Raw genomic sequence first — 20,777 nt, forward strand, 5'->3', positions numbered from 1 at the left:
CGCCCCCCCCTCGTGTCGGCCCAGAGCCGCCCTATGGGCCCCCGCCGGGGCGGGCCGGGGGCGGGCCCGACGACCGGATCCACCCGGGCGCCGTCGCCGCCCCCCGCGGCGGCGGCCGTCGGCCGCAGCGGTGACCACACGGTTCGACTCCAGCCCGTGGAACGTGGCCGGGCCGCCGGGGGCCCGGCCCTGACAGGACGGCGGGGCCGTCAGTGCCGCGAGTTCGACCCGCGACGACGACGGCGGCCCGCCTTGGAGTCCCTGGTCTCCTTGCCGGTCTTGCGGTCGTGCTTGCCGCCGTGCCGCATCGCCGGGACCAGGTTGGCCAGCATGCTCATCGCTGCCACCTTTCTCTCCGGTCCCCCATCACCAGGGGGTACGCACGGGCGGGCGGGTTGGTTCAGGGGCGGGGGAGGTTTCCTTCCGCGTACCGGGAGTTGGGTGGTGCCGCGGGGCTCCGGGGGTCGTTGTCAGGGCTCCGGGGGGCGTTGCCGGGCCTTCGTTGCCCGGCCTTCGTCGCCCGGCCTTCGTCGCCCGGCCTTCGTCGCCCGGCCGTCGTTACAGAGCCCTCCGGAGCCGTTACGAAGGCCGTCGGGGGCGTTACGAAGCCGATGGGCCGCCGTGATGCGACCGGCCGGGGACCGCGACACGGGCTCCCTAACGTCTCCGTCGACGCACCGGCCGCAGGGGTCGGAACGCGTCGAGGACGGACGTCGACGACGGACGTCAATGCCGACCATCGACGACGAGCGTCGACGATGCCGACGAAGGAGAGCACCCCATGAGCAGGAGCCGTACCGATCGCGCGCCGGGCCGCCGGGTCCTGGCCGTCTGCGCACTGACCGGGGCCGCGCTGCTGACCGCCCTGACCGGCGGGCAGGCGTGGGCCGACGGGGCCCCCGCCCCGGCCACGCCCACGGCCGCCCCGAGCGCCGCCCCGGCCATCCCGACGGCCACCCCGACCGCCGGCCCCGCCGCCTCCGGCGCGGTCGTGGTGCCGAAGGGCTCCGCACCCGCCCAGCCGGCTCCGGCCCGGCCCACCGCCGGTGCGCCCGCAACCGAGGGCGTCGCCAAGACGCCCACCGCCACGCCCGCGCCGGCCGACGCCAAGGACACCAACCGGCCGCAGGTCCGCGAGGTCCCGAAGGGCGCCGCCCAGGCCGGGGACGGGTCCACCGCGACCGACGGCAACGGCCTCACGCTGGCCGCCGGCGGTGCCGTCGCGGCCGTCGGCGCCGGGGCGCTGGGCTTCGCCCTCCTGCGCCGCCGCTCCGGTGCGCGCGGCTGACACCGGCCCCGAGCCCTCCGGGCACCCCGGCGCCGCAGCCCCGCACCTGGCCAGGCGGGGCGGCGGTGCCGGGGCGGCCCCGGGCGCGGACGGGGCACCGGCCGGCCGGCGGCGGCGCGCGACCGGTCGGGGACGAGGGCAGGGGCCTGTACCGGAACGAGGGCGCGGACGGCGGCGGCGCGGGCCCCGGCGCAGACCGGGCGTGGTGCGCCGGGCCGTCGTGGGGGCGGCCGGGCTGCTGTGCCTGGTGCTCGGCGTGTCGGTGGCGATCGGCTCCCAGGAGACGCCGGTCGTCCGGATCGAGTCCTCGGCGCACGGCAGCGCGACGGACGGTCCGGCCCCCGGGCCCGCGGCGTCCACCCCGGGCGTCTCCGGCACCACCGGCGCCGGCACTTCCGCCGCCACCGCACCGCCCGCCGCCCCGAAGGCCCTCCCCGCCTCGGAGCCGACCCGCCTGCTCATCCCGTCGGCCGGCGTCGACGCCCCGGTGACCGGCCTCGGCCTGAACGCCGACGGGACGGTCCAGGTGCCGTCGGCCGACCGGGCCGGGGAGGTCGGCTGGTACCGCAACGGGCCCACCCCGGGCGAGACCGGCCCCACCGTCCTGATCGGGCACTACGACACCGTCCACGGCCCGGCGGTCTTCCACCGCGTGCCGCAGCTGCGGCCGGGCGACCTCGTCCAGGTGCGGCGCGCGGACGGCACCACCGTGGACTTCAAGGTCCGCTCACTGCTGCAGGCCGCCAAGGACCGCTTCCCCACCGACGCCGTCTACGGTGACACCCCGGCCCCGACCCTCAGGCTCATCACCTGCGGCGGCAGCATCGGTTCGGACGGCCACTGGACCGACAACATCGTCGTCCTGGCCGACCTGGCCTGAGGCCGGCGGAGGCGGCCTGAGGCGGCCCGGCCGGCCGCACGGGAACCGCCGGCCACCGCCGGCACGACCTACACCAAGGGCACACCAAGGACGCCGTAGGCCTGCGGCGTCCCCCCCACGACCAGGCGTTCCAGGCCAGGCATCCCAGACCAGGCGTTCCAGGAGGGCGAGCACCGACGTGGCAGCAGCACCCCCGCCCCGCCGACGGCGCGCCGCCACGCCGGTGGCCGCCCTCGCGGCCGTGGCCGTCCTCGTCGCGCTGGCCGCGGCCCTGGTCGTGGGCCGGGCCGACCCCGGCGGCCTGAAGGACCACGGCCCGTCGCAGCCGGTGACACCGCCGCTGCGGGCCCAGCCGCTCTGGCCCGGACTGAACGCCCCGCCGACGCCGTCCTCCTCCGCCGCCGAGACCGGCTCCGCGTCCCAGGCGCCGCCGCAGCCCGTGCCCGACCTGACCGTGGCCGGGCGGGACATCACCGCGGTCGACGTCCACGCCGTCCTCACGAAGGACCCCGGCGTGAGCGCGGAGGAGCGGCCGGCCCTCGGATCGTGCACCGGCTGCGCGGTCCGCAGCCCCGAGTTCCGCGACCTCACCGGCGACGGCAAGCCCGAGCTGATCACCGCCGTGGCCGTGCCCCAGCAGGTCGTGCTGCACGTCTACACCCTGGTCGACGACCGGCTCGTGCCGATCCTGCGGGTCAAGCTGGTGCCGCTGTTCAGCGCCGAGACCATCGGCACCGACCTGTGGCTGCACGAGCAGACCACCACCTCCGTCCAGACCACCAGCCACTACCAGTGGGACGGCGTCCGGCTCGTCCGGCTGGAGCAGAAGTTCGAGGGCACCGGCCCGCTGCCCGGCCCGTCCGCCGCACCGGACCCGGTGACGTCCGTCATGCCCCCGGGCGGCCGCGCCCCCGGCCCCGTCCGTCCGACGGCCGAGCCGGCCACCCCGACGGCCGTGCCGTCCCCGCTCGTCCCCAAGAACCCCGCCCGGCCGACGCCCGCCCTCCCGGGAGTGCAGCCGTGATCCCCGACCCCCTAGCCTCAGCACCCATGACCCCCGCCGAGACGCCCGCGCAGCCCCGCATCCTGATCGTCGAGGACGACGAGGTGATCCGCGAGGCCACCCGGATGGCCCTGGAGCGCTACGGCTTCCCCGTCTCCACGGCCGCCGACGGCCTGGAAGGGCTGGAGGCGTTCCACGCCGTCCGGCCGGACCTGGTCCTGCTGGACGTCATGCTGCCGCTCCTCGACGGCGTCGGGCTGTGCCGGCGGATCCGCGAGGAGAGCCAGCTGCCGATCCTGATGATGTCGGCGCGCACCGACCCGGTGGACGTCGTGTCCGGGCTGGAGGCCGGGGCGGACGACTACGTGGTCAAGCCGTTCGAGAGCGCCGTGCTGGTCGCCCGGATCCGGACGGTCTTGCGACGGATCCGCGTCGTCCCGGCCCCTGCCGACGACGACCTCCCCACGCCGCCCCCTTCCGTTTCCCCCTCTGTCTCCCCCGCTGTTTCCCCGTCCCCCTCGCCCACCGTGCGCAGCTTCGACGGCATGCAGGTGGACACCGACAGCATGGAGGTCCGGGTGGACGGCCGCCTCGTCCCGCTCACCCCCACCGAGCTGCGGCTGCTGCTGGAGTTCACCGCCGCGCCCGGCATCGTGCTGGAGCGCTCTACCCTGCTCGAACGCGTCTGGGACTACGAGTGGGGCGCCGACACCCGCGTGGTCGACGTCCACGTGCAGCGGCTGCGCGCCAAGATCGGCGCCGGACGGATCGAGACCGTCCGCGGCTTCGGCTACAAGCTGCGGCGGCCGGCATGACGCTGCGCCGCCAGATCGCCACCGCCGTCGCCGCGATCTCCGTCCTGGTCGCGGTGGCCGTCGGCCTGCTGGTCCACCAGGCGATGATCCGCCAGCACGTCGACCAGGCCCGCGCCACCGCCGTCGCCGCCCTCGACTCCTCGCTCGGCGCGTACGGACGCGGCGAGGCCCCTGCCCACGGCGCCGCCCTCAACGACCCCGCGCTGCCGGCCCGCCTGCACACGCTCGCCGTCGACGGACGACAGGGCACGCTGCTGGCGGCCGGGCCGGACGGCGAGACGATGTGGGCGGCCGGACCGGTGCAGAACGCCGTGCTCTCGGTCCGGGTCGACTTCACCCAGGACCGGCAGGCGATCGCCGACCTCGACCGGATCATCCTGCTCACCGTCGTCGCGGCCGTCTTCACCACCGTCCTGGCCGGCGTGCTGGTCGCGGACCGGATCAGCCGCCGCCTGCGCACCGCGGCCACCGCCGCCCGGGGCATCGCCGCCGGCCGGACCGACACCCCGATCGGCGAACTCGTCGACGGGCGGGACGAGGTGGCCGACCTCGCGGCGGCCGTCGACCAGATGTCCCGCTCGCTGCACCGGCGGCTCGCGGACGAGCAGCGCTTCACCGCGGACGTCGCCCACGAGCTGCGCACCCCGCTGACCGGCCTGGTCACCGCCGCCGAACTGCTGCCCCCGGGCCGGCCCACCCAGCTCGTCCAGAACCGGGTCCAGGCCCTGCGCGCCCTCGTCGAGGACCTGCTGGAGGTCTCCCGCCTCGACGCCGACGTCGAGACCCCGGACCTCTCCACCGTCCCCCTCGAACGGGCGGTGCGCCGCACCGTCACGCTCACCGGCGTGGACGTGGACGTCACGGTCACCGCCGACGCCGAGGTGCGCACCGACCTCCGCCGGCTGGACCGCATCCTCGGCAACCTCGTCGTCAACGCCCACCGCCACGGCGCCGCCCCCGTCGAACTCCACGTCGACGGCCACCGCATCACCGTCCGCGACCACGGCCCCGGCTACCCCGACGACCTCCTCGACGACGGCCCGCAGCGCTTCCGCACCAACGCCCCCGAACGCGGCCGCGGCCACGGCCTCGGCCTCACCATCGCCACCGGCCACACCCGCGTCATCGGCGCCACCCTGGCCTTCGCCAACCACCCCACCGGCGGCGCCCTCGCAACCCTCACCCTCCCCGCCGCGCCCCCTCCTGACCCGGCCCCACCAACACCGAAGGGCCAGCCCGACCGGATGCACCCCGGCGGACTGGCCCTCCACACGCAGAGCCCCCTGTCGGGTTCGAACCGACGACCCCCGCTTTACAAGATCAAACACGGTCGTCGGGGACCGGCCCAAAGGCATCTCGCCCGCCAGGGCCGAGTGCTCACCGGGACGGACAGATGCCCCGGCGTCCGGTCGTGTTGATGTCAGGAAGTGATGTCAGCATCACGTCTGCGCTGGCTCCACAAGAGGACCCCGGGCCGCCACCTCACGCTCAAAGAGAGCGCCTGACTGCCGGTGAGGCAGGTCTACTGTCCGCACCAGCGTGAAGCCCTGCCCCTGGTAGTACCGGTGGAGCGCAGGATTCGTCTTCCACGCATCGAGCCTGAGCCTGGTCTTGCCCGCAGCCGCCGCCCGATCGGCAGCCCAGTCCAGCATCCGGGCACCGATGGCCTGGCCTGCCACTTCCCGAGCAACGGCCATCCGGTGCACGTACAGCGCCGTCTCCGGCTCGTCGTCGGCGTGCCAGAACTCAGGGTCTGCCTGCCCGTCCACGGTCAGAGTGCCAACCGGCAGACCGTCTCGGAAGGCCAGGAAGCACTCCCCACGCTCCATCGATTCGAGCAGTCGAGTCCGGCGCGGCGGGAACTGCCACTGATCGCTTCCGAGCGACGCGAGCCACTCCCCCGCGCCAACCAACAACCCTTCGACCTGGAAGAGTTCGCCCGGCGTGGCTACGCGCATCTCCAGCACGGTCACTCGGCACCGTCCTGCGGCTGCTCCCACTGCCGCTCGTACGAGATGACATGCCGGTCACCAGGCAGCACGCTCACAGCGACGCGCACCGGCCGCGCGTCGGCCGTGTATCCAGTGCATACGTGGTACGCGACGGGGGTCCCGGGGCCGAGCTCAAGTCGGTCCGCCTCGTCCGGGGTCGGCATCCGCACGTACAACTCATCAAGTGCCCGGACCTGGCGATAGCCCAGCTCGGCCAGCACCTCGTTGGCGCCCCGCGTGATGTCCTCGGGCCGCATGATCTCGGATTCCCGGACGATGTCCAACGGGAAGTAGCTGTCGTTCACGTTGAACGGCTCACCGTCGAGCCATCGGATGCGTCGGCGCACTGCCGCAAGCTCCCCCGCCTCCAGGCGCAGGCGTTTCGCGATGTCCGGAGCTGGCTCCACGATGGCCACCTCGATGAGCTGACGCGGCTCTCGCCCTTCCGCCGAGTGCTCTGTGACAAAGGCGTCCATCTCGGCCGAATATGGGCGCTTGCGAAACTCAGCCTGCGGCCGAAAGACCATGGGCTGGCGCTCCTTCACGAAGTAGCCCCGGGGCCTCATCGGCACGACCAGGCCTTCGTTGACCAACTTGCTGAGCGCCTCCCGCACTGTGCCTCGGCCAACGCCGTACTGCTCCATTAGGTCGGCTTCGGTCGGCAACTGCGCGCCGGCCAAGAGCGTTCCATCCGCGATCTGTTGCCTCAGTGCGTCGCGGATCTGCTGGTACATGGGCGCTCGCCCAGATCGCATCGCTGACATGCAACCCATGAAACCGCAGCTCACGACGCATTGTCCAGTCAATGCAGACGATGTGCTTGACCGCACGTAGCCGAGCGTGCCAATCTCTTCACCGGCAGCATTGTCCGGACAATCCAGACGATGCGGAGTGGCCCTTCTTTGGGCTGCTCTGAGCTGGACAAATGCGCCCGGAGGGGTGGGGTGACAGCCCCCTGAAGGCAGCGCTTGTTCCTTGACAACTCCATAGGTCCCGCCGAGAACCCCGCGAAGGGAGGTGTCTGGGGAGAGGCGGAGGCAGACCAGCAAGGCGGACGGCCCGTAGTGGGCCCCTGCGGGGGTGAGGGTGCGATTCCCTCCCCGTCCACGTGCAGCGCGCCGCGCGTCCCGCGTCGGTGGCTGCCTTTCTTGGCCCGTGGATCGGGCCGCCGCGCATTCCTTGGCCGGGCGCGCGGCGGCCCTCCCGGGTCCACCCACCCATCTACGACGAGGTGAACCCGTGAAGTCGATTGTTGCAGGCCAACGGGCCGGTTCGGCCCTGGAGTTCGCTGAGCTCGCGCTCGGCGTCGACAACGCGCCGTTCGACGCACTGTTCGGTGGCGTGGCCGGCGAGAGCCAGGCGGAGTACGCGGCCCGTACCGATGTCGCCCGTGAGGTGCTGGCGGAGCTGCGGGAGTCGGACCCGGAGTCGGCGGCGGTCGCGGCCGAGCTGCTGCGGACCGCCCCCGTCCCGCTGCACCGCCAGCGCGCAGCCGGCCGCCGTAGCCGCCCGGGGGTGGCGGCATGAGCGCCGAGGTTCGCGAGGCGGCCGCGCAGGCCGCTGCCGCTGCGGCGGCGGCCCGGATCGCCGCCGCCGCTGCCGCTGAGGCCGCCCGTGCCACCCGGGAGGCGGCGCAGACCCTCATCGGCGCCGGAGCGCCGGGGGGAGCCCAGTGAGCCGCGCCGGGAAGTTCTGGCTCGTAACCGGCCTGCTGGCGGTGGCCGCGATGGCGTTCCGAGTCTCGTGGAATGCGCTGCGGGACGTGGCGTCGGCGATCGGGGCCGACTCGACCGCCGCCACGGTCTACCCGCTCGTCGTGGACGGGCTGATGGCGCTGGCGCTGGTAGTCGCGCTAGTGCTGACCGACGCCGACCGCCGGTTCGCCCTGCGGGTGCTGGCCGGGTACACCGCCGCGTCGCTGGTGCTCAACTACGTGCACGGTCTGGTGCCGACTCTGCACGGCGGCGGCCGGACCCGGCTGGCCGAGTGGGCGCCCGCGCACTGGGCCCTGGTCCTGCTCGCGTCGTCGCTTCCGGTCGGGTCGATCTACTTCGGGTCGGACCTCGTGGCGAAGGTCCTGCACACCAAGCCCAAGGCTGACAAAACAGACCAGACCATGGCGAATCGGTCGGGGTCTGACCTGCCCGAACCCGGGACGGCCGAGCCGGACTTCCCTCTGTGGGAGTCGCCCGACCCGGTACCCGCCCTGAGCCCGTTCGCGCCGGCCGTCGAGCCGACCAAGACGCCGATCCAGCAGCCGCCCGCCGAGCCGACCCGTAAGCCGACCGCTCCGGCGGCGGCCCGGCCGCGCCGGGCGACCGGCACGGTTCCGAAGTCGGCCCGGACCACCCAACTCAAGCGCACGGACGCGGAGTTGCTGACGGAGGCCCGGTCGGCCACCGCCGGGTGGCCCGACTCGGAACTGACCGCCGACCGGATCCGCAAGGCGGTCCGCACGTCGGCCGCGAACGCCCGTGTCCTGCGCGACACCCTCACCGCCGAGCGCGCCGCCGTCGCGGCCGTCGAGTCGGAGCGGCCCGCGCTTCACGCCGTGCCCGACCCCGCCCCGGCCGCCAACGAGCGCCCCGGCACCGAGGGCGACGCGACCACCGACGCCCCCGACTCCGCTGAGGAGCAGGCATCGTGACCACCGCACCCCGGACCGGCGTCCCGCAGATCACCGCCGCCGGCGCCCTGCTGACCATCCTCTCCGAGCACGCCGCCCTGCCGGAGCCGCACGCCCGGCTGGACCTCGTCGCCATCGGCTGGGACGAGCCGGCGGAATGGGGCGTGGAACTGGTTCTCCAGGACGACATGGGCGGCTTCGAGCAGTGGCGCGAAGCCCTGGACATCGCCCCCGCCGACGTCGACAGCGACCGCACCGACTTCACCGCCTGGCTCGTCGCCCACACGGTCCGATCCGGGGTGCCCGTCACCCTGGTCGTTCACTTCGACCTACCCGACCCGGACGAGGGCGAGCAGCCGTGAGCGGGCCCCGGTTCTGGGACCCGGAGGGCCGCCGGTCCGGGGGCGTCCCCACCTACCCGTGGAGGATGGCCCCGGTCGGACTGCTCACCCGCCGACAGCTCCGCGCCAAGGGCCTGCGCCCCGGCGGTCAGGACGTCGCCGCGCAGGTCATGTGGCGCTCCCGCCGCTCGACGTCGGGCGTGCGCGTCGCCTACCTCTACCGCCTCGCCCTCGCCAAGCCCGTCCGCCCCATGACCGAGGGGCGACGCCGGGCGCTGGCCGCCGCGAACACCGCCCGCCGCACCTGCCCCGCCTGCGGCACGGACGCCGGATACGTCCTGCCCACGCACCTGGGCACCTGCCTGCCCTGCGCCGACGGCCTGCCGCTCGCGGCCTGAAATCCCCAACTTGCCATCACCGCAGCCTGTTTGGAGCGCTCCATGACGTTCGCCGCCGGCGACGAGGTGTTGATCGTGTCCTGCGAGGACGACCCCCGCGCGGCCGGAAGGACCGGCCGCATCGTCGACGAGGTCCCGCCCGGCCCGCTCACCCAGGGCCGCTGGACCGTCAACCGGGTCGGCTTCTTCATCGGCCCCGTCCTGTGCCACGGCCACGAGCTGCGGCCGACGGGCCGCTGACGCCCTGCACTTCACGCTTCGCGCAACCCCCGGGACGGCCGACAGCTTGCCGGCCACGCGGCCGTCCCGGGGCCCCTTTCCGCACCACAACCGCTGTGAGGAAGGAACCCCAGTGAACCAGTCGAACAGCCCCGAGCCCATGCCCGTCACGGGCGTGGTGGTGGACCTGGGCAAGGCCCGCGCCGCCCGCACCGCCGCCGGAATCCTGGCGGACGCCGTCCCCGCTCCGCCGGACCCGATCGAGGGCGTCGTCATCCCCGGCCCCGACCCCGCTGCCAGGCCCGCGGCTCGTGTCCCGGCGTGGGTGCGCGGCGGCCGGTCGGTGCGGGTGATGCTCACCGACGAGCGAACCCGCACCGCCGCCCGCCTCGTCGTCCGCCACGGCGCCTACGTCGTCGCCGGGGCCGGGATCGCCGCCCGCCGGGCGTGGGACGGGCGCACGCTCGCCCGCTACGAACGGATGATGCGCACCGCCGAAGCGGCCGGCCAGCACGAGACGGCCCTGGAGTGGGAGGTGCGGGCCTCAGCGTTCCGCAACGCCCGCCACCAGCGGCGCATGGACATGCTGAAGGCCCCTCAGCAGCTCGCGAAGTCGGCCGCGTTCGCCGTCGGCACCGCGCAGGCCTCGCTGCTGCTGCTCGGCATCGTCCTGGCCATCGCCGAGAAGGACATCCGCCAGGTGATCGTGCCGACGATGACCGTGATCGACCTCATCCGGTGGGTGGCGGTGTTCATCGGCATCGTGTGGGGCCCGCTGACCGTGCTCGGCCCGTGGCTGGCGCTGCTGTCCCTGTGGGCCATCGGCCGCCACCGCCAGGCAGCCCCCGCCTGGACCCTGCCGGCCGCCGCCACCGCCACGGTCGGCGCGCCCATCACCCCGTCGATCGTGGTCACCGCGCTGCGGGACCTGGGCATCGCACCCCTGCGCGGCGCCATCAAGGAGATGGGCGACGCCGGCGCCGGGATGCTCGGCCCGATCCGCATCGCCGGCTGCGGCGTCGAAGTGGACGTCACCCTCCCCTCCGGCGTCTCGACGGAAGAGGTCCAGAAGCGCCGCCGCAAGCTCGCCGAGAACCTGGCCCGGCACGAGCACGAGGTGTTCATCACCATCCCCCAGGCCGCCCGCACCGTGCGCCTGTGGATCGCCGACTCCGGCGCGCTGGACGAGCCGATCGGCCCCTCCCCGCTGGTCACCGACCCCGACCTGAGCGCCGACCTCTACAACGGCCGCGCCCCGTGGGGCCAGGATCTGCGCGGGGACGCCGCCGCCCTGTCCCTGCTGCAGCGGCACCTGCTGATCACCGGCCTGTCCAACCAGGGCAAGACCGCGAGCCTGCGGAGCCTGGCGCTGTGGCTGGCGCTGGACACGTCGGTGGAGTTCCGCATGGCCGACCTCAAGGGCGTGGGTGACTGGCGGATGTTCGACGGCCTCGCGACCGTGCTGATCCAGGGGCCGACCGATCAGCACGTCATCGCCACCACCGAGATGCTGGAAGCCGGCGTCGCGGAGATGGAACGGCGCATCGAGCTGCTGGAGCAGTCCGGCGCGACCGACGGCGTCACCCGGGAGATGGCCCGCACCGACCCGCGGTTCCGCCCGATCGTGCTGCTGGTCGATGAAGCGCAGGTGGCGTTCATGTGCCCCGCGAAGGGCGACGACGGCCGCCCCTTCGGCGGCACCAAGGCCACGTCCCGCTACTTCATGGCCGCCCGCAAGCTCCACAACCAGGGCCGCGCGGTCAACGTGATCCTGTGGCAGGGCACCCAGGACCCGACCAACGAGAACCTCCCCAAGCTCGTCCGGGAAGGCGCCCACATCCGCGCCTCGCTCGTGCTCGGCACGGAGGAGCAGGCCCGCATGGCGCTGGGCGACAAGGCCATCGACGGCGGCGCCGCCCCGCACAAGCTCCGCCAGGGACTGGACAAGGGCACGCTCGTCGTCGCCGGCGACGGCGCGAAGCTCGCCCCCGGGCAGAGCAGCATCACCATCCGCACGCACTTCGTCTCCGGCGAGCAGGCCGCCGACATCGCCGAGCGCGCCAGGGCCCGCCGGGCAGGGGTGACCACGCTGTCCGCCGTCGAGCGGCAGACGGAGGAGACGGACCCGCTCGCCGACATCGCCGCCGTGCTCGGCGACGAGAAGCGGATGCGCACCCAGGAAGTTCTCCAGCGCCTTGCCGCGGCCGACCCGCGCCGGTACCGGGAGTGGACCTTCGGCGACCTGAAGGCGGTCCTGGACGCGGCCGGCGCCGCCCCCTACAAGTCCGACGGGGTCCAGGTCGTCTCCCGTGCCAAGGTCGAATCCGCCCTCCAGCTCCGCACCGAAGACGCCGGAGCGTAACCAAAACGCTTCAGGGAGGCCGAAGGGAGGCAGGGAGTTCTCCCTGAACGCCTCCCTGAACCCCCACATAACCGCTGATCAGCCCAGATGGGCGTGTCAGGGAGGCAGGGAGGCGCCCCGTACACCCCCGGGAGGGGCCCGGAAAACGGCTTCTCCGGCCCCGGGGGGTGCCTCCCTCCCTGCCCACGCGCCATCACTCTCCGCCATCGTCCCAGAGGAAGAAGGGAACCCCCGCCGTGACCGTTCCCGCTGTGATCCGGCCGCTCGCCGCCGTCCACCTGCGCGAGGCCCTGACCGCCGCCGCCAACAGCGAACCGGCCGCCGCCCTCGCCGCCCTCATGCACATCGACCCCGACTCGTGGACCGCCATCGAGCAGCGCGCCGCCCTGCTCGGCACCGGCCTCCTCGACCTGCTCGCCACCGCCGCCCGCACCGGAGGAACCCCGTGAGCACCACCACCGACGCCATCGCCGTGGCCCTGCTGATGACCCCCGGCGCCGTGCTCGGCGCCGCCGCCCTCGTCTCCCAGCGCCGGGGCCTCGCCGACTCCGCCGCCGTCCACCAGGTCCTCGCCGAGTCCGCCGCCGAACGCGCCGCCCGCGCCGCCGCGACGGACACCGCCCCGCCCGACGGCGGCGAGCCCATCCCCGCCCCGCTCGCCGAGCAGCCCGCCCGGCTCGCCACCGTCCTCCCCTTCCCCGGCGCCGCGCGCCGGGCCGCCTGAACCAGGAGACCCCAGTGACCAAGCGCAGCTACATCGACCCGCACCAGATGGGCGCCGACAACGCCGGCGACGTCGCCCGCCTGCTCCTGCTCGGCATCCGCATCGTCCGCGCTGAAAGCCGCGGGAAGTCCACCAAGCGACTGGAGAAGCGCGCCGACCGCATCCAGGCCGAATCCGTGGAGCGGTGGAACGCCAAGTACGGCGCCCCCGACGAGGACTGACCGGTCCGCACCGACCGCCGTGCCGCCCGCCCCCGCCTCCGGGCGCGGGCGGTGCGGGGGACGGACAGCCCGATCCCACCCGACCCGGGAGACGCCGATGACCGACACCACCCCCGAGCAGCGGATCGCCCACCTCACCGCCCTCCTCACACCCGTGCTGGACGCCCTCCCCCCGGAGCAGGCCCAGCCGATCCGCGAGGCCCTGGAACAGGTCCGCGCGCTCCCCACCGAGGACCGCGAGCGCCAGCGCATGGCCGTCGTCATGGCCCGCAAGAACGCCTTCCGCAGGCACTGACCCGTGCCGGGCGCCCTGGACTGGCGCGACGCCCGCCACTACGACCGCACCGGCGACCGCCCATGCCGCTGGTGCGGTCGCCCCACCCCGCTCAGGGACGAACAGCGCAGGCCCTCGCACAAGGTCTGCGCCGAGAACGCGATGAACAACGACGGCGGCCCCCTCCCACCAAGAAGTAGGGCCGCCGTCCATCCAGCAGAGAACTGGAGGCATCCAGCATGACCCAACTGACCGACGTTCGGGGAGAGCACCTGACCACCGCCCTGTTCCTGGCGGCCGGCGGCGTGCCCGTGCTGCCGCTGCGGGCCGGGAAGAAGACGTTCGGCAACTGCCGGCGTTGCACCGGCAACGCGTGCGGCGGCCGGCCGAACATGAAGACCCCGGGGCCCTGCCAGTGCCCGAAGCCGTGCCATGGCTGGGCCGCCGCCACCACCGACCCCGACGTCATCAACTCGCCCGCGTGGGCGTACGCGTGGCGGGAGGCGGCGGCGGTGGCCTACCACCCCGGCGGCGCGGGCCTGACCGTCGTGGACCTCGACAACGCGGACGCCATCGCGTGGGCCCGGGAGGCCCTGCCCGCCACCCGGACCGTGCTCACCACCCGGGGTGAGCACTGGCTCTACCAGGGCGTCATGCAGTCCGCCAACGCGGTGCGGCCCGGCGTGGACGTCAAGTCGTCCATGGCCTACGCCCGGTGGCTCGGCCCCGGCACCGGCACGATCGCCGCCCTGCCGAACGTCGTCCGCGCCCTGATCGTGAAGGAGCCCGCCGCCATCCGGCCCGTCGCCGTGCCCGTGCCCGCCCTGGCCGGCGGCGGGGCGTGCCCGCACCGCAGGCCGGCCTTCCTGGAGCGGGGCATCGCCATGGCCGAGCAGCGCATCGCCGACGCTGCGAGCGCGGTGCACGCGACCGTGTTCGGGGCGTTCCTCGCGGTGCTGTCGACGCACGGGCGGTGCGGGTGCCTGACCGAGGCGCACACCGCGCGGCTGTTCGCCGCCGCGCAGGCCAAGGGCGAATCGCCGAGGCACTGCGCCGACGCGTGGGCCAACGCCCTGGCCCGACTGGGGATGTAGCCGTGGCCAAGGACGAGAAGACCCCCGCGCGCGAGGTCATCGCCGACTACGCCCGCCAACACTTCCGGTACTTCCGCACCGCCGACGGCGCCGTGTACGCCCAGCGCACCGGCCACCCCGTGGCCCGTCCGATCCGCTCCCAGGGCACCACCGGGAGCCACCGTCAGGAACTCATGGCCGGTCTGTTCAAGGACGGGCGCGGCGTCTTCAACGGCACCGCCATCAAGGAGGCGTTGGACTTGATCGAAGCACTCGCACTGACCGAGGACGTGCAGCCCGTCCACATCCGGGTCGCCCCCGGGTTCGACGGGGCCACCTGGCTCGACCTCGGGCGCGCCGACGGGCAGTCGGTGCGCATCCACCCCACCGGCTGGGACATCCTCACCCCGGACCCGCGCGAGGTCTCCTGGAAGCGCACCCAGCTCACCGGCGAACTCCCGTTGCCCGCCAAGGACACCGACGGCAAGGGCATCGACCTCCTGCTCCGCCTGTGCAACTTCGCGAACGCCGCGACCGAGTGCCTGGCCATCGCCTGGCTGATCGGCTGCCTGGGGCCGTCCGTGCCCGTGCCCGCCCCGTTCCTCACCGGCCCCCAGGGCGCGGGCAAGTCCACCGGCGGCCGGATGCTCGTGCGGATCATCGAGGGGATGGGCGGGGACCTGCGCCGGGCCCCGAAAGGCGAGGAAGACCTCATCGCCGCCGTCGCGGCCGGGTGGGTCACCGCCCTGGACAACCTCTCCCACATGACCCCGGACCTGTCCGACGCCATGTGCTGCATCGTGACCGGCGCCGAGAGCGTCAAGCGCGCCCTGTTCACCGACGGCGACGTGCACCGCTCCGCCTACCGGCGGCCCCTGCTCCTGACCGGCATCGACGTCGGCGTCATCCGGCCCGACCTCGCCGAACGGCTCCTGCCCCTGCGCCTGGAGCGGCCCAGCGTCCGGCGCACCGAGGCGGAGCTGTGGCGGGAGTACGCCGAGATCCTGCCCGTCGTGCTCGGCTCCCTGCTCGACCTCACCGTCAAGGTCCGCGCCGCCGAGGCGGAGACCCCCACCGACCTGCGCATGGCCGACTTCGCCCACCTGTGCGCGCAGCTCGACACGGCCACCGGGCTCGGCGCGCTCGCCGCCTACCGGGCGAGCCTGGACGACCTGAACGACGACGTCATCGAGGGTGACCTCCTCGCGCAGACCGTCCTCACCCACGCCGAGACCATCGCCCCGGGCACCGCGCAGCGCATGACCTCCACCCAGTGGTTGGCAGGCCTCAGCCGCCTATACAGCGGCGAGGAACTCCGTCCCCTGCCCAAGGGGTGGCCGACCACCGGCAAGGTCCTCTCGGACCGGCTCAAGCGCCTTCAGCCGGTGCTCGCCGCGCGGGGCGTCCTCATCGACACCGGCCGTACGAAGGAGGGCCGGTACCTCGAAATGGCCCGCCCGGCCGCCCCCGCCCCGCACGAGCAGCAGCGCGCGTTCTGACCCGCTGCGGCACGGACAAGCAAGAAGAGCACCGGCGGCCGGGTGCTCTTCTTGCTGTTCGGCGAAGCCGCTCAAAGGTCGCGCCGCGAAGCGGCTCCTCCTTCACGCCCTGAGGCGCACCCGACTACAAGCAATCAGCCCCTCCTTTTTTCCCAAGTAGGAAGCGCTGCGTCACCTGCGTCATTCGGGACGGAAAACGGCCCCTGACCTGCGCCGAAGGGGGTGACGCAGACGACGGCCGCTGCGTCACCCCTGCGTCACCCGCGTCACCCGACGACGCAGCCTGCGACGCAGCGGTGACGCACCCCCCAACCACTGCGTCACGCAAAACCACAGGTCAGAGACCCGAATGACGCAGATGACGCGGTGACGCAGAAATCCCCACCTCGGACAAGCACGCACCACGAGAACCCCGCCACCGCCCTGGGAGTCCACGTGAGCACCATCCCGCCCGTCGCCCTGGAAGTCCCCGAGGTCATGGAGGCGCTGCGGATGAGCCGCAGCAAGGTCTACGACCTCATCCGCTCGAAGAAGCTCGCGAGCTTCAAGGAAGGCGCCTCTCGCCGCATCCCCGTCACCGCCCTGCACGACTACGTCCGCACCAAGATGGAGGAGGCCGCCTGATGGCGAAGAAGCGCAACCCCAACGGCGCCGGCACCGTGACCCTGCGCAAGGACGGCCGATACCAGGCCGCCGTGTACGTGCCCCAGCCCGACGGAACCCGGGCCCGCAAGTTCGTCTACGGCAAGACCTGGACGGAGTGCGACAAGAAGCGCCAGGAACTCGTCCTGCGCGACCGGCAGAGCGTCCCGACGCCCACCCGGTCGGCGAAGCTCGCCGAGTGGCTGCCGTACTGGCTGGAGCAATTCATCCAGCCCCAGCGCAAGCGGACGACGTACGACAAGTACGAGATGCACATCCGGCTCCACCTGGTGCCGGTGCTCGGTTCCAAGAGCCTGGAGAAGCTCGGCACCGCCGACGTCCGCCGGCTCATCAGCACCGTGACCAAGAAGGTGTCGGCCGCCACCGCCAAGGAGTCGCACCTGGTGCTCCGCACGGCCCTCTCCGCCGCCGTGCGGGACGAACTGATCACCCGCAACGTCGCCAAGCTCGTTCAAGCCCCCCGAGTGGAGTACCGCGTGACCAAGCCCTGGAGCCTCGATGACACGCTCATCTTCCTGGAAGGGGCGCGGCGTGACGCGATGTACGCCGCGTTCGTCCTCGCCGTGGCGCTCGGCCTGCGGCGCGGGGAAATCCTCGGGCTGCACTGGTCGGACGTCGACCTGGAGAACCACACCCTGACCGTCCGGCACCAGCTCCAGCGCGTCGACGGCGTGCTGTACCAGGACAGCCCGAAGTCGCGCCGCATGCGGGTCATCCCGCTGCCGATGATGTGCCTGGCGCCGCTCCGCTGGCAGCGGCTGCGGCAGGCCGAGCAGCAGCGCCTGCGGCTGGAGGCGGGGAAGGAGTGGCCGGACTCCGGCTACGTCTTCACGACGGCGACCGGCCAGCCGATCGAGCCCCGTAACCTCACCCGGTCGTTCGCCCGGGTGGTGAAGGCCGAGGCTCTGCCGCCGATCCGGCTGCACGACACCCGGCACGGCTGCGCGACGCTCCTGTCCGCCGCCGGCGTGGCGCCCCGGGACTTGATGGCGATCCTCGGGCACAGCCAGATCGCCGTCACCATGGAGGTCTACACGCACGTCGTGCAGGAGAAGCAGCGGGAGGCGATGCGGCACATGGACCGCCTGCTGAAGCGCCGCCGCAAGACCGACTGATGTCATTCGCGGATGTCAGAACGCCCCGGGCTGATCACAGCCCGGGGCGTTCCGCGTTCTTCGACCCTCTGACCTGGGCCGGAATCGGAGCCCCCTGTCGGGTTCGAACCGACGACCCCCGCTTTACAAGAGCGGTGCTCTGGCCAGCTGAGCTAAGGAGGCACGGTGGCCGTCCGCGACGGATCACGGCGGCACCGGGGGCAGTCTACCGGGCGCGGGTGGCGGGGTGGGGGGATATCCGGGGGTTGGCGGCCGGGGCGGGCGTGATGGAAACGATGCGGAAATCGGGCCGGAGGGGGGCTGACAAGCGGCGGGGGCACAGGTAGCGTCGCCGGGAGCCGGTTCGTGTAGTGGTCCAGACCACTCGGCGGGTCGGTGAGACGAACGAAACCCCCCCTTTACTCGGATCGTCCGGCACGTTCCTGCCGGTGAAGGAGAGCTCAACCATGGCTTCTGTCACGTACGACCAGGCGACCCGCGTCTACCCGGGGGCGGACAAGCCCTCCGTGGACGCGCTGGACCTGGAGATCGCGGACGGCGAGTTCCTCGTGCTGGTCGGCCCCTCGGGCTGCGGCAAGTCGACCAGCCTGCGCATGCTGGCCGGCCTGGAGGACGTCAACAGCGGCGCGATCCGGATCGGCGACCGGGACGTCACCCACCTCCCGCCGAAGGACCGGGACATCGCGATGGTGTTCCAGAACTACGCGCTCTACCCGCACATGACCGTCGCGGAGAACATGGGCTTCGCGCTCAAGATCGCCGGCGTCAACAAGGCCGAGATCCGCACCAAGGTCGAGGAGGCCGCGAAGATCCTCGACCTCACCGAGTACCTGGACCGCAAGCCGAAGGCGCTGTCCGGCGGTCAGCGCCAGCGCGTCGCGATGGGCCGGGCGATCGTGCGCCAGCCGCAGGTCTTCCTGATGGACGAGCCGCTGTCGAACCTGGACGCCAAGCTCCGCGTCTCGACCCGCACCCAGATCGCCAGCCTGCAGCGCCGCCTGGGCATCACCACGGTGTACGTGACCCACGACCAGACCGAGGCGCTCACCATGGGCGACCGCGTCGCGGTGCTGAAGGGCGGCGTGCTCCAGCAGGTCGACACCCCGCGCAACATGTACGACAGGCCCGCCAACCTCTTCGTGGCCGGCTTCATCGGCTCGCCGGCCATGAACCTGGTCGAGGTGCCGCTGGTGGACGGCGGCGTGAAGTTCGGCGGCTCGGTGGTCAACATCTCGCGTGACGACCTGTCCGGCGCCGGCCTCGACAAGACCGTGACCGTCGGCATCCGCCCGGAGCACTTCGAGGTCGTCCCGGCCGGCGGCATCGAGGGCGTCGCGGTGACGGTCAACGTGGTCGAGGAGCTCGGCTCGGACGGCTTCGTCTACGGCACCACCAAGATCGGCGGCGAGGACAAGGACATCGTGGTCCGCGTGCACGGCCGGCAGATCCCGGCCCGCGGCGAGACGATCCACGTCGTACCGATCGCCGACGAGACCCACGTGTTCTCCACCAGCACGGGTGCCCGCCTCAGCAGCTGAGCCGACGGCACACCACCGGCACGGCGCAAGCGCGACACGAGCCCGTCGGACCGCCTCCCGGTCCGGCGGGCTCCGTCCGTACACCCCCGCGTCAACACGGTGACGGGACGAACCCGGACACGTCGTCACTCGATGGTGTAACGGAGGGCGATCCGGGGCGCACCCACCGCTACGCTCCTGAGCGTGAAGCAGCTTTTGCGCCGTATCGGCCAGACCGTCGCCCTCACCCTGCCCGTCGTCCTGGTGACCACCGGCACCCTCGCCGTGACCCGGGTCCCGTGGGCCCCGCCGACCGGGCTCGACCAGCAGGTCGTCGCGGCGTCCAGCAGCGACGGCGCGGGCATCGGACGCACCGCGGGCGCGGCCGGCAAGACTCCCGACGGGCTGGCGCCGCAGGACGCGCTGCGCGTCGCGATGCTGGACGAGCTGCGCGAGCACAGCCCGGCCGCCGCGCTGGACCTGCTGGAGCGCTCGATGCGCGAGCAGCCCGCCCTGACGCCGTACTGCACCTCGCTCGCCACCGAGCTGGGCCGGGCGACGGTGAAGAAGTACCAGGGTGACGTCCAGCGGGCCCGTTCGTTCGCCCGCCCGGTCTGCGACGGCTCGTTCGCGGCCGGCATCACGGGCTGACGCCTACCCGCCGGCCCGCACGCCCGCCGGCCAGCCCGCCGGCCAGCCCGCCGGCCCACCAGTCCGCACGCCCAAACACCTGAACGCGCACCCGCCGCCCCGGCAACCGCGGCTCCAACCCCCGTCCGCGCGCCTATTGTTCAGCCATGAGCGCTGACTCCGGCCCCGCCGCCGACCCCACGTCCCCGCAGGCACAGCAGGCCCCGCAGGCCCAGCCGCCGCGGCCGACCACGACGCCCGTCACGCAGGCCGTCATCCTGGCCGGCGGCCAGGGCTCCCGGCTGCGGCCCTACACGGACGACCGCCCGAAGCCGCTGGTCGAGATCCCGGGCACGGGCACGCCGATCCTCGGCCACCAGCTGGCGTGGCTCGCCGCCGAGGGCGTCACGGACGTCGTGGTGTCCTGCGGCCACCTGGCCGACGTGCTGCAGGAGTGGCTGGACAAGGCGGACCTGCCGCTGCGCGTGCGCACGGTCGTCGAGGAGGAGCCGCTCGGGCGCGGCGGCGGGCTCAAGTACGCGGCCAGGGCGCTGCCCCGCCCGGACGAGCCCTGGTACGCCACGAACGGCGACATCTGGACCCGCTTCAGCCTGCGCGACATGGCCGCCTTCCACCACGAGCGGGACGCCGTCGCGACGCTCGCCCTGGCCCGGCCGCGGATCCCGTGGGGCGCGGTGGAGACCGACCAGTTCGGCAACGTGCTGGACTTCATCGAGGCCCCGCCGTCGCCGTTCCTCATCAACGCGGGCCTGTACGTGTTCAGCCCGGAGTTCGCCGAGCTGCTGCCGGACGTGGGCGACCACGAGCGCACCACGTTCCCCCAACTCGCCCGCAGCAAGCGGCTGGCGGGCTACCAGCTGCCGCAGGGCGTGTACTGGCGCGCGATCGACACCGCGAAGGACCTCACGGAGGCCGCCAAGGAGCTCGCCGCCGGCGCGGGCCGCGCCCCCCGGTAACCCATGCGAGAAGACCCCCCGGTAACCCATGCGAGAAGGCGGTCGGCCGGGGGGGGCGCCCCCGCGCGCCCGGGGGCGGGGGCAATCGTGCCCCCCCCCCCCCCCCCCCCCCCCGCCCCCGCCCCCCCCCCCGCCCGCCCGCCGGACCCCCCCCGCCCCCC

General features: G+C 73.5%; 26 protein-coding genes and 1 tRNA gene. 23 read left to right on the forward strand and 4 right to left on the reverse strand.

Annotated features, from left to right (window positions below):
- Positions 1-209: 209 nt before the first annotated feature.
- Positions 210-338, reverse strand: a complete 129-nt coding sequence (locus tag ACFV4F_RS19230) for a hypothetical protein (protein ID WP_380442434.1) — start codon at positions 336-338, stop codon at positions 210-212.
- Positions 339-781: 443 nt separating this feature from the next.
- Here ACFV4F_RS19230 and ACFV4F_RS19235 point away from each other — a divergent pair, with 443 nt between their 5' ends.
- The 5 genes from ACFV4F_RS19235 (at position 782) to ACFV4F_RS19255 (ending at position 5,404) form a co-directional block, all read left to right on the forward strand.
- Positions 782-1,288, forward strand: coding sequence for a hypothetical protein (locus ACFV4F_RS19235; RefSeq protein ID WP_380503881.1), 507 nt, complete (start codon positions 782-784; stop codon positions 1,286-1,288).
- Positions 1,289-1,493: 205 nt separating this feature from the next.
- Positions 1,494-2,168, forward strand: coding sequence for a class F sortase (locus ACFV4F_RS19240; protein WP_380503883.1), 675 nt, complete (start codon positions 1,494-1,496; stop codon positions 2,166-2,168).
- Between the two features lie 178 nt (positions 2,169-2,346).
- Positions 2,347-3,192 carry a hypothetical protein gene (locus ACFV4F_RS19245; RefSeq protein WP_380442440.1) on the forward strand — a complete coding sequence of 282 codons (846 nt, stop codon included), beginning with the start codon at positions 2,347-2,349 and terminating at the stop codon, positions 3,190-3,192.
- 26 nt (positions 3,193-3,218) lie between these two features.
- Positions 3,219-3,986 carry a two-component system response regulator CseB gene (gene cseB, locus ACFV4F_RS19250; RefSeq protein ID WP_380503884.1) on the forward strand — a complete coding sequence of 256 codons (768 nt, stop codon included), beginning with the start codon at positions 3,219-3,221 and terminating at the stop codon, positions 3,984-3,986.
- On the forward strand, positions 3,983-5,404 hold the full coding sequence (locus ACFV4F_RS19255) for a sensor histidine kinase (RefSeq protein ID WP_380503886.1): 1,422 nt from the start codon (positions 3,983-3,985) through the stop codon (positions 5,402-5,404). Before cseB ends, ACFV4F_RS19255 begins: the two co-directional genes overlap by 4 nt.
- 21 nt (positions 5,405-5,425) lie before the next feature.
- Here the strand turns inward: ACFV4F_RS19255 and ACFV4F_RS19260 are convergent, their stop codons facing one another.
- Positions 5,426-5,959, reverse strand: a complete 534-nt coding sequence (locus ACFV4F_RS19260; protein ID WP_380503887.1) for a GNAT family N-acetyltransferase — start codon at positions 5,957-5,959, stop codon at positions 5,426-5,428.
- Entirely contained in the window at positions 5,956-6,711 is a 756-nt protein-coding gene (locus ACFV4F_RS19265; protein WP_380503889.1) for a GntR family transcriptional regulator, read from the reverse strand. Before ACFV4F_RS19265 ends, ACFV4F_RS19260 begins: the two co-directional genes overlap by 4 nt.
- A gap of 505 nt (positions 6,712-7,216) precedes the next feature.
- Here ACFV4F_RS19265 and ACFV4F_RS19270 point away from each other — a divergent pair.
- The 15 genes from ACFV4F_RS19270 to xerC all read left to right on the forward strand — a co-directional run bounded on the left by ACFV4F_RS19270 (position 7,217) and on the right by xerC (position 17,492).
- Positions 7,217-7,504 carry a hypothetical protein gene (locus ACFV4F_RS19270; protein ID WP_380503892.1) on the forward strand — a complete coding sequence of 96 codons (288 nt, stop codon included), beginning with the start codon at positions 7,217-7,219 and terminating at the stop codon, positions 7,502-7,504.
- On the forward strand, positions 7,501-7,653 hold the full coding sequence (locus tag ACFV4F_RS19275; protein WP_380503894.1) for a hypothetical protein: 153 nt from the start codon (positions 7,501-7,503) through the stop codon (positions 7,651-7,653). Before ACFV4F_RS19270 ends, ACFV4F_RS19275 begins: the two co-directional genes overlap by 4 nt.
- Positions 7,650-8,624, forward strand: a complete 975-nt coding sequence (locus ACFV4F_RS19280; protein WP_380503897.1) for a DUF2637 domain-containing protein — start codon at positions 7,650-7,652, stop codon at positions 8,622-8,624. Before ACFV4F_RS19275 ends, ACFV4F_RS19280 begins: the two co-directional genes overlap by 4 nt.
- Complete coding sequence (locus ACFV4F_RS19285) at positions 8,621-8,965, forward strand: hypothetical protein (RefSeq protein WP_380503900.1); 345 nt, start codon at positions 8,621-8,623, stop codon at positions 8,963-8,965. The genes ACFV4F_RS19280 and ACFV4F_RS19285 overlap by 4 nt, the downstream gene beginning before the upstream one ends.
- Positions 8,962-9,342, forward strand: coding sequence for an RRQRL motif-containing zinc-binding protein (locus tag ACFV4F_RS19290; RefSeq protein ID WP_380503903.1), 381 nt, complete (start codon positions 8,962-8,964; stop codon positions 9,340-9,342). Before ACFV4F_RS19285 ends, ACFV4F_RS19290 begins: the two co-directional genes overlap by 4 nt.
- Before the next feature lie 42 nt (positions 9,343-9,384).
- Complete coding sequence (locus ACFV4F_RS19295) at positions 9,385-9,582, forward strand: hypothetical protein (RefSeq protein WP_380503906.1); 198 nt, start codon at positions 9,385-9,387, stop codon at positions 9,580-9,582.
- Positions 9,583-9,913: 331 nt separating this feature from the next.
- Positions 9,914-11,923 carry an FtsK/SpoIIIE domain-containing protein gene (locus ACFV4F_RS19300; protein WP_380503936.1) on the forward strand — a complete coding sequence of 670 codons (2,010 nt, stop codon included), beginning with the start codon at positions 9,914-9,916 and terminating at the stop codon, positions 11,921-11,923.
- 236 nt (positions 11,924-12,159) lie between these two features.
- A complete protein-coding gene (locus ACFV4F_RS19305; RefSeq protein WP_380503909.1) occupies positions 12,160-12,372 on the forward strand; it encodes a hypothetical protein in 213 nt (70 codons plus the stop codon).
- Positions 12,369-12,647, forward strand: a complete 279-nt coding sequence (locus tag ACFV4F_RS19310) for a hypothetical protein (RefSeq protein ID WP_380503912.1) — start codon at positions 12,369-12,371, stop codon at positions 12,645-12,647. The genes ACFV4F_RS19305 and ACFV4F_RS19310 overlap by 4 nt, the downstream gene beginning before the upstream one ends.
- A 14-nt stretch (positions 12,648-12,661) precedes the next feature.
- Positions 12,662-12,868 (forward strand): hypothetical protein, encoded by a 207-nt coding sequence (locus ACFV4F_RS19315; protein ID WP_380503915.1) that lies wholly within the window; start codon positions 12,662-12,664, stop codon positions 12,866-12,868.
- A gap of 97 nt (positions 12,869-12,965) precedes the next feature.
- Entirely contained in the window at positions 12,966-13,163 is a 198-nt protein-coding gene (locus ACFV4F_RS19320) for a hypothetical protein (RefSeq protein ID WP_380503918.1), read from the forward strand.
- 218 nt (positions 13,164-13,381) lie between these two features.
- Positions 13,382-14,236 (forward strand): bifunctional DNA primase/polymerase, encoded by an 855-nt coding sequence (locus ACFV4F_RS19325; RefSeq protein ID WP_380503921.1) that lies wholly within the window; start codon positions 13,382-13,384, stop codon positions 14,234-14,236.
- A 2-nt stretch (positions 14,237-14,238) separates the two neighbouring features.
- Positions 14,239-15,714 carry an ATP-binding protein gene (locus ACFV4F_RS19330; RefSeq protein ID WP_380503924.1) on the forward strand — a complete coding sequence of 492 codons (1,476 nt, stop codon included), beginning with the start codon at positions 14,239-14,241 and terminating at the stop codon, positions 15,712-15,714.
- 435 nt (positions 15,715-16,149) lie between these two features.
- Positions 16,150-16,338, forward strand: a complete 189-nt coding sequence (locus tag ACFV4F_RS19335; RefSeq protein ID WP_380503927.1) for a helix-turn-helix domain-containing protein — start codon at positions 16,150-16,152, stop codon at positions 16,336-16,338.
- Positions 16,338-17,492, forward strand: coding sequence for a tyrosine recombinase XerC (gene xerC, locus ACFV4F_RS19340; protein WP_380503930.1), 1,155 nt, complete (start codon positions 16,338-16,340; stop codon positions 17,490-17,492). The genes ACFV4F_RS19335 and xerC overlap by 1 nt, the downstream gene beginning before the upstream one ends.
- An 88-nt stretch (positions 17,493-17,580) precedes the next feature.
- Here xerC and ACFV4F_RS19345 read toward each other — a convergent pair.
- Positions 17,581-17,654, reverse strand: a tRNA-Thr gene (locus tag ACFV4F_RS19345).
- A 284-nt stretch (positions 17,655-17,938) separates the two neighbouring features.
- Between ACFV4F_RS19345 and ACFV4F_RS19350 the strand changes: the two genes are divergently transcribed.
- The 3 genes from ACFV4F_RS19350 (at position 17,939) to ACFV4F_RS19360 (ending at position 20,616) form a co-directional block, all read left to right on the forward strand.
- Entirely contained in the window at positions 17,939-19,030 is a 1,092-nt protein-coding gene (locus ACFV4F_RS19350) for an ABC transporter ATP-binding protein (RefSeq protein ID WP_380503933.1), read from the forward strand.
- Between the two features lie 183 nt (positions 19,031-19,213).
- Positions 19,214-19,660, forward strand: a complete 447-nt coding sequence (locus ACFV4F_RS19355) for a hypothetical protein (RefSeq protein ID WP_380442448.1) — start codon at positions 19,214-19,216, stop codon at positions 19,658-19,660.
- Positions 19,661-19,806: 146 nt separating this feature from the next.
- On the forward strand, positions 19,807-20,616 hold the full coding sequence (locus tag ACFV4F_RS19360; protein WP_380442450.1) for an NDP-sugar synthase: 810 nt from the start codon (positions 19,807-19,809) through the stop codon (positions 20,614-20,616).
- The last annotated feature ends 161 nt before the right edge of the window (positions 20,617-20,777 follow it).

It is taken from the genome of Kitasatospora sp. NPDC059722 (assembly GCF_042733235.1).
In the GTDB taxonomy this organism is placed as follows: Bacteria; Actinomycetota; Actinomycetes; order Streptomycetales; family Streptomycetaceae; genus Kitasatospora.

Coding starts and splice junctions, on each gene's coding strand:
- ACFV4F_RS19230 (WP_380442434.1), bottom strand. CDS start 338: ATGAGCATGCTGGCCAACCTGGTCCCGGCGATGCGGCACGGCGGCAAG.
- ACFV4F_RS19235 (WP_380503881.1), top strand. CDS start 782: ATGAGCAGGAGCCGTACCGATCGCGCGCCGGGCCGCCGGGTCCTGGCC.
- cseB (WP_380503884.1), top strand. CDS start 3,219: ATGACCCCCGCCGAGACGCCCGCGCAGCCCCGCATCCTGATCGTCGAG.
- ACFV4F_RS19255 (WP_380503886.1), top strand. CDS start 3,983: ATGACGCTGCGCCGCCAGATCGCCACCGCCGTCGCCGCGATCTCCGTC.
- ACFV4F_RS19265 (WP_380503889.1), bottom strand. CDS start 6,711: ATGTACCAGCAGATCCGCGACGCACTGAGGCAACAGATCGCGGATGGA.
- ACFV4F_RS19275 (WP_380503894.1), top strand. CDS start 7,501: ATGAGCGCCGAGGTTCGCGAGGCGGCCGCGCAGGCCGCTGCCGCTGCG.
- ACFV4F_RS19295 (WP_380503906.1), top strand. CDS start 9,385: ATGACGTTCGCCGCCGGCGACGAGGTGTTGATCGTGTCCTGCGAGGAC.
- ACFV4F_RS19300 (WP_380503936.1), top strand. CDS start 9,914: ATGCTCACCGACGAGCGAACCCGCACCGCCGCCCGCCTCGTCGTCCGC.
- ACFV4F_RS19320 (WP_380503918.1), top strand. CDS start 12,966: ATGACCGACACCACCCCCGAGCAGCGGATCGCCCACCTCACCGCCCTC.
- ACFV4F_RS19325 (WP_380503921.1), top strand. CDS start 13,382: ATGACCCAACTGACCGACGTTCGGGGAGAGCACCTGACCACCGCCCTG.
- xerC (WP_380503930.1), top strand. CDS start 16,338: ATGGCGAAGAAGCGCAACCCCAACGGCGCCGGCACCGTGACCCTGCGC.
- ACFV4F_RS19350 (WP_380503933.1), top strand. CDS start 17,939: ATGGCTTCTGTCACGTACGACCAGGCGACCCGCGTCTACCCGGGGGCG.
- ACFV4F_RS19360 (WP_380442450.1), top strand. CDS start 19,807: ATGAGCGCTGACTCCGGCCCCGCCGCCGACCCCACGTCCCCGCAGGCA.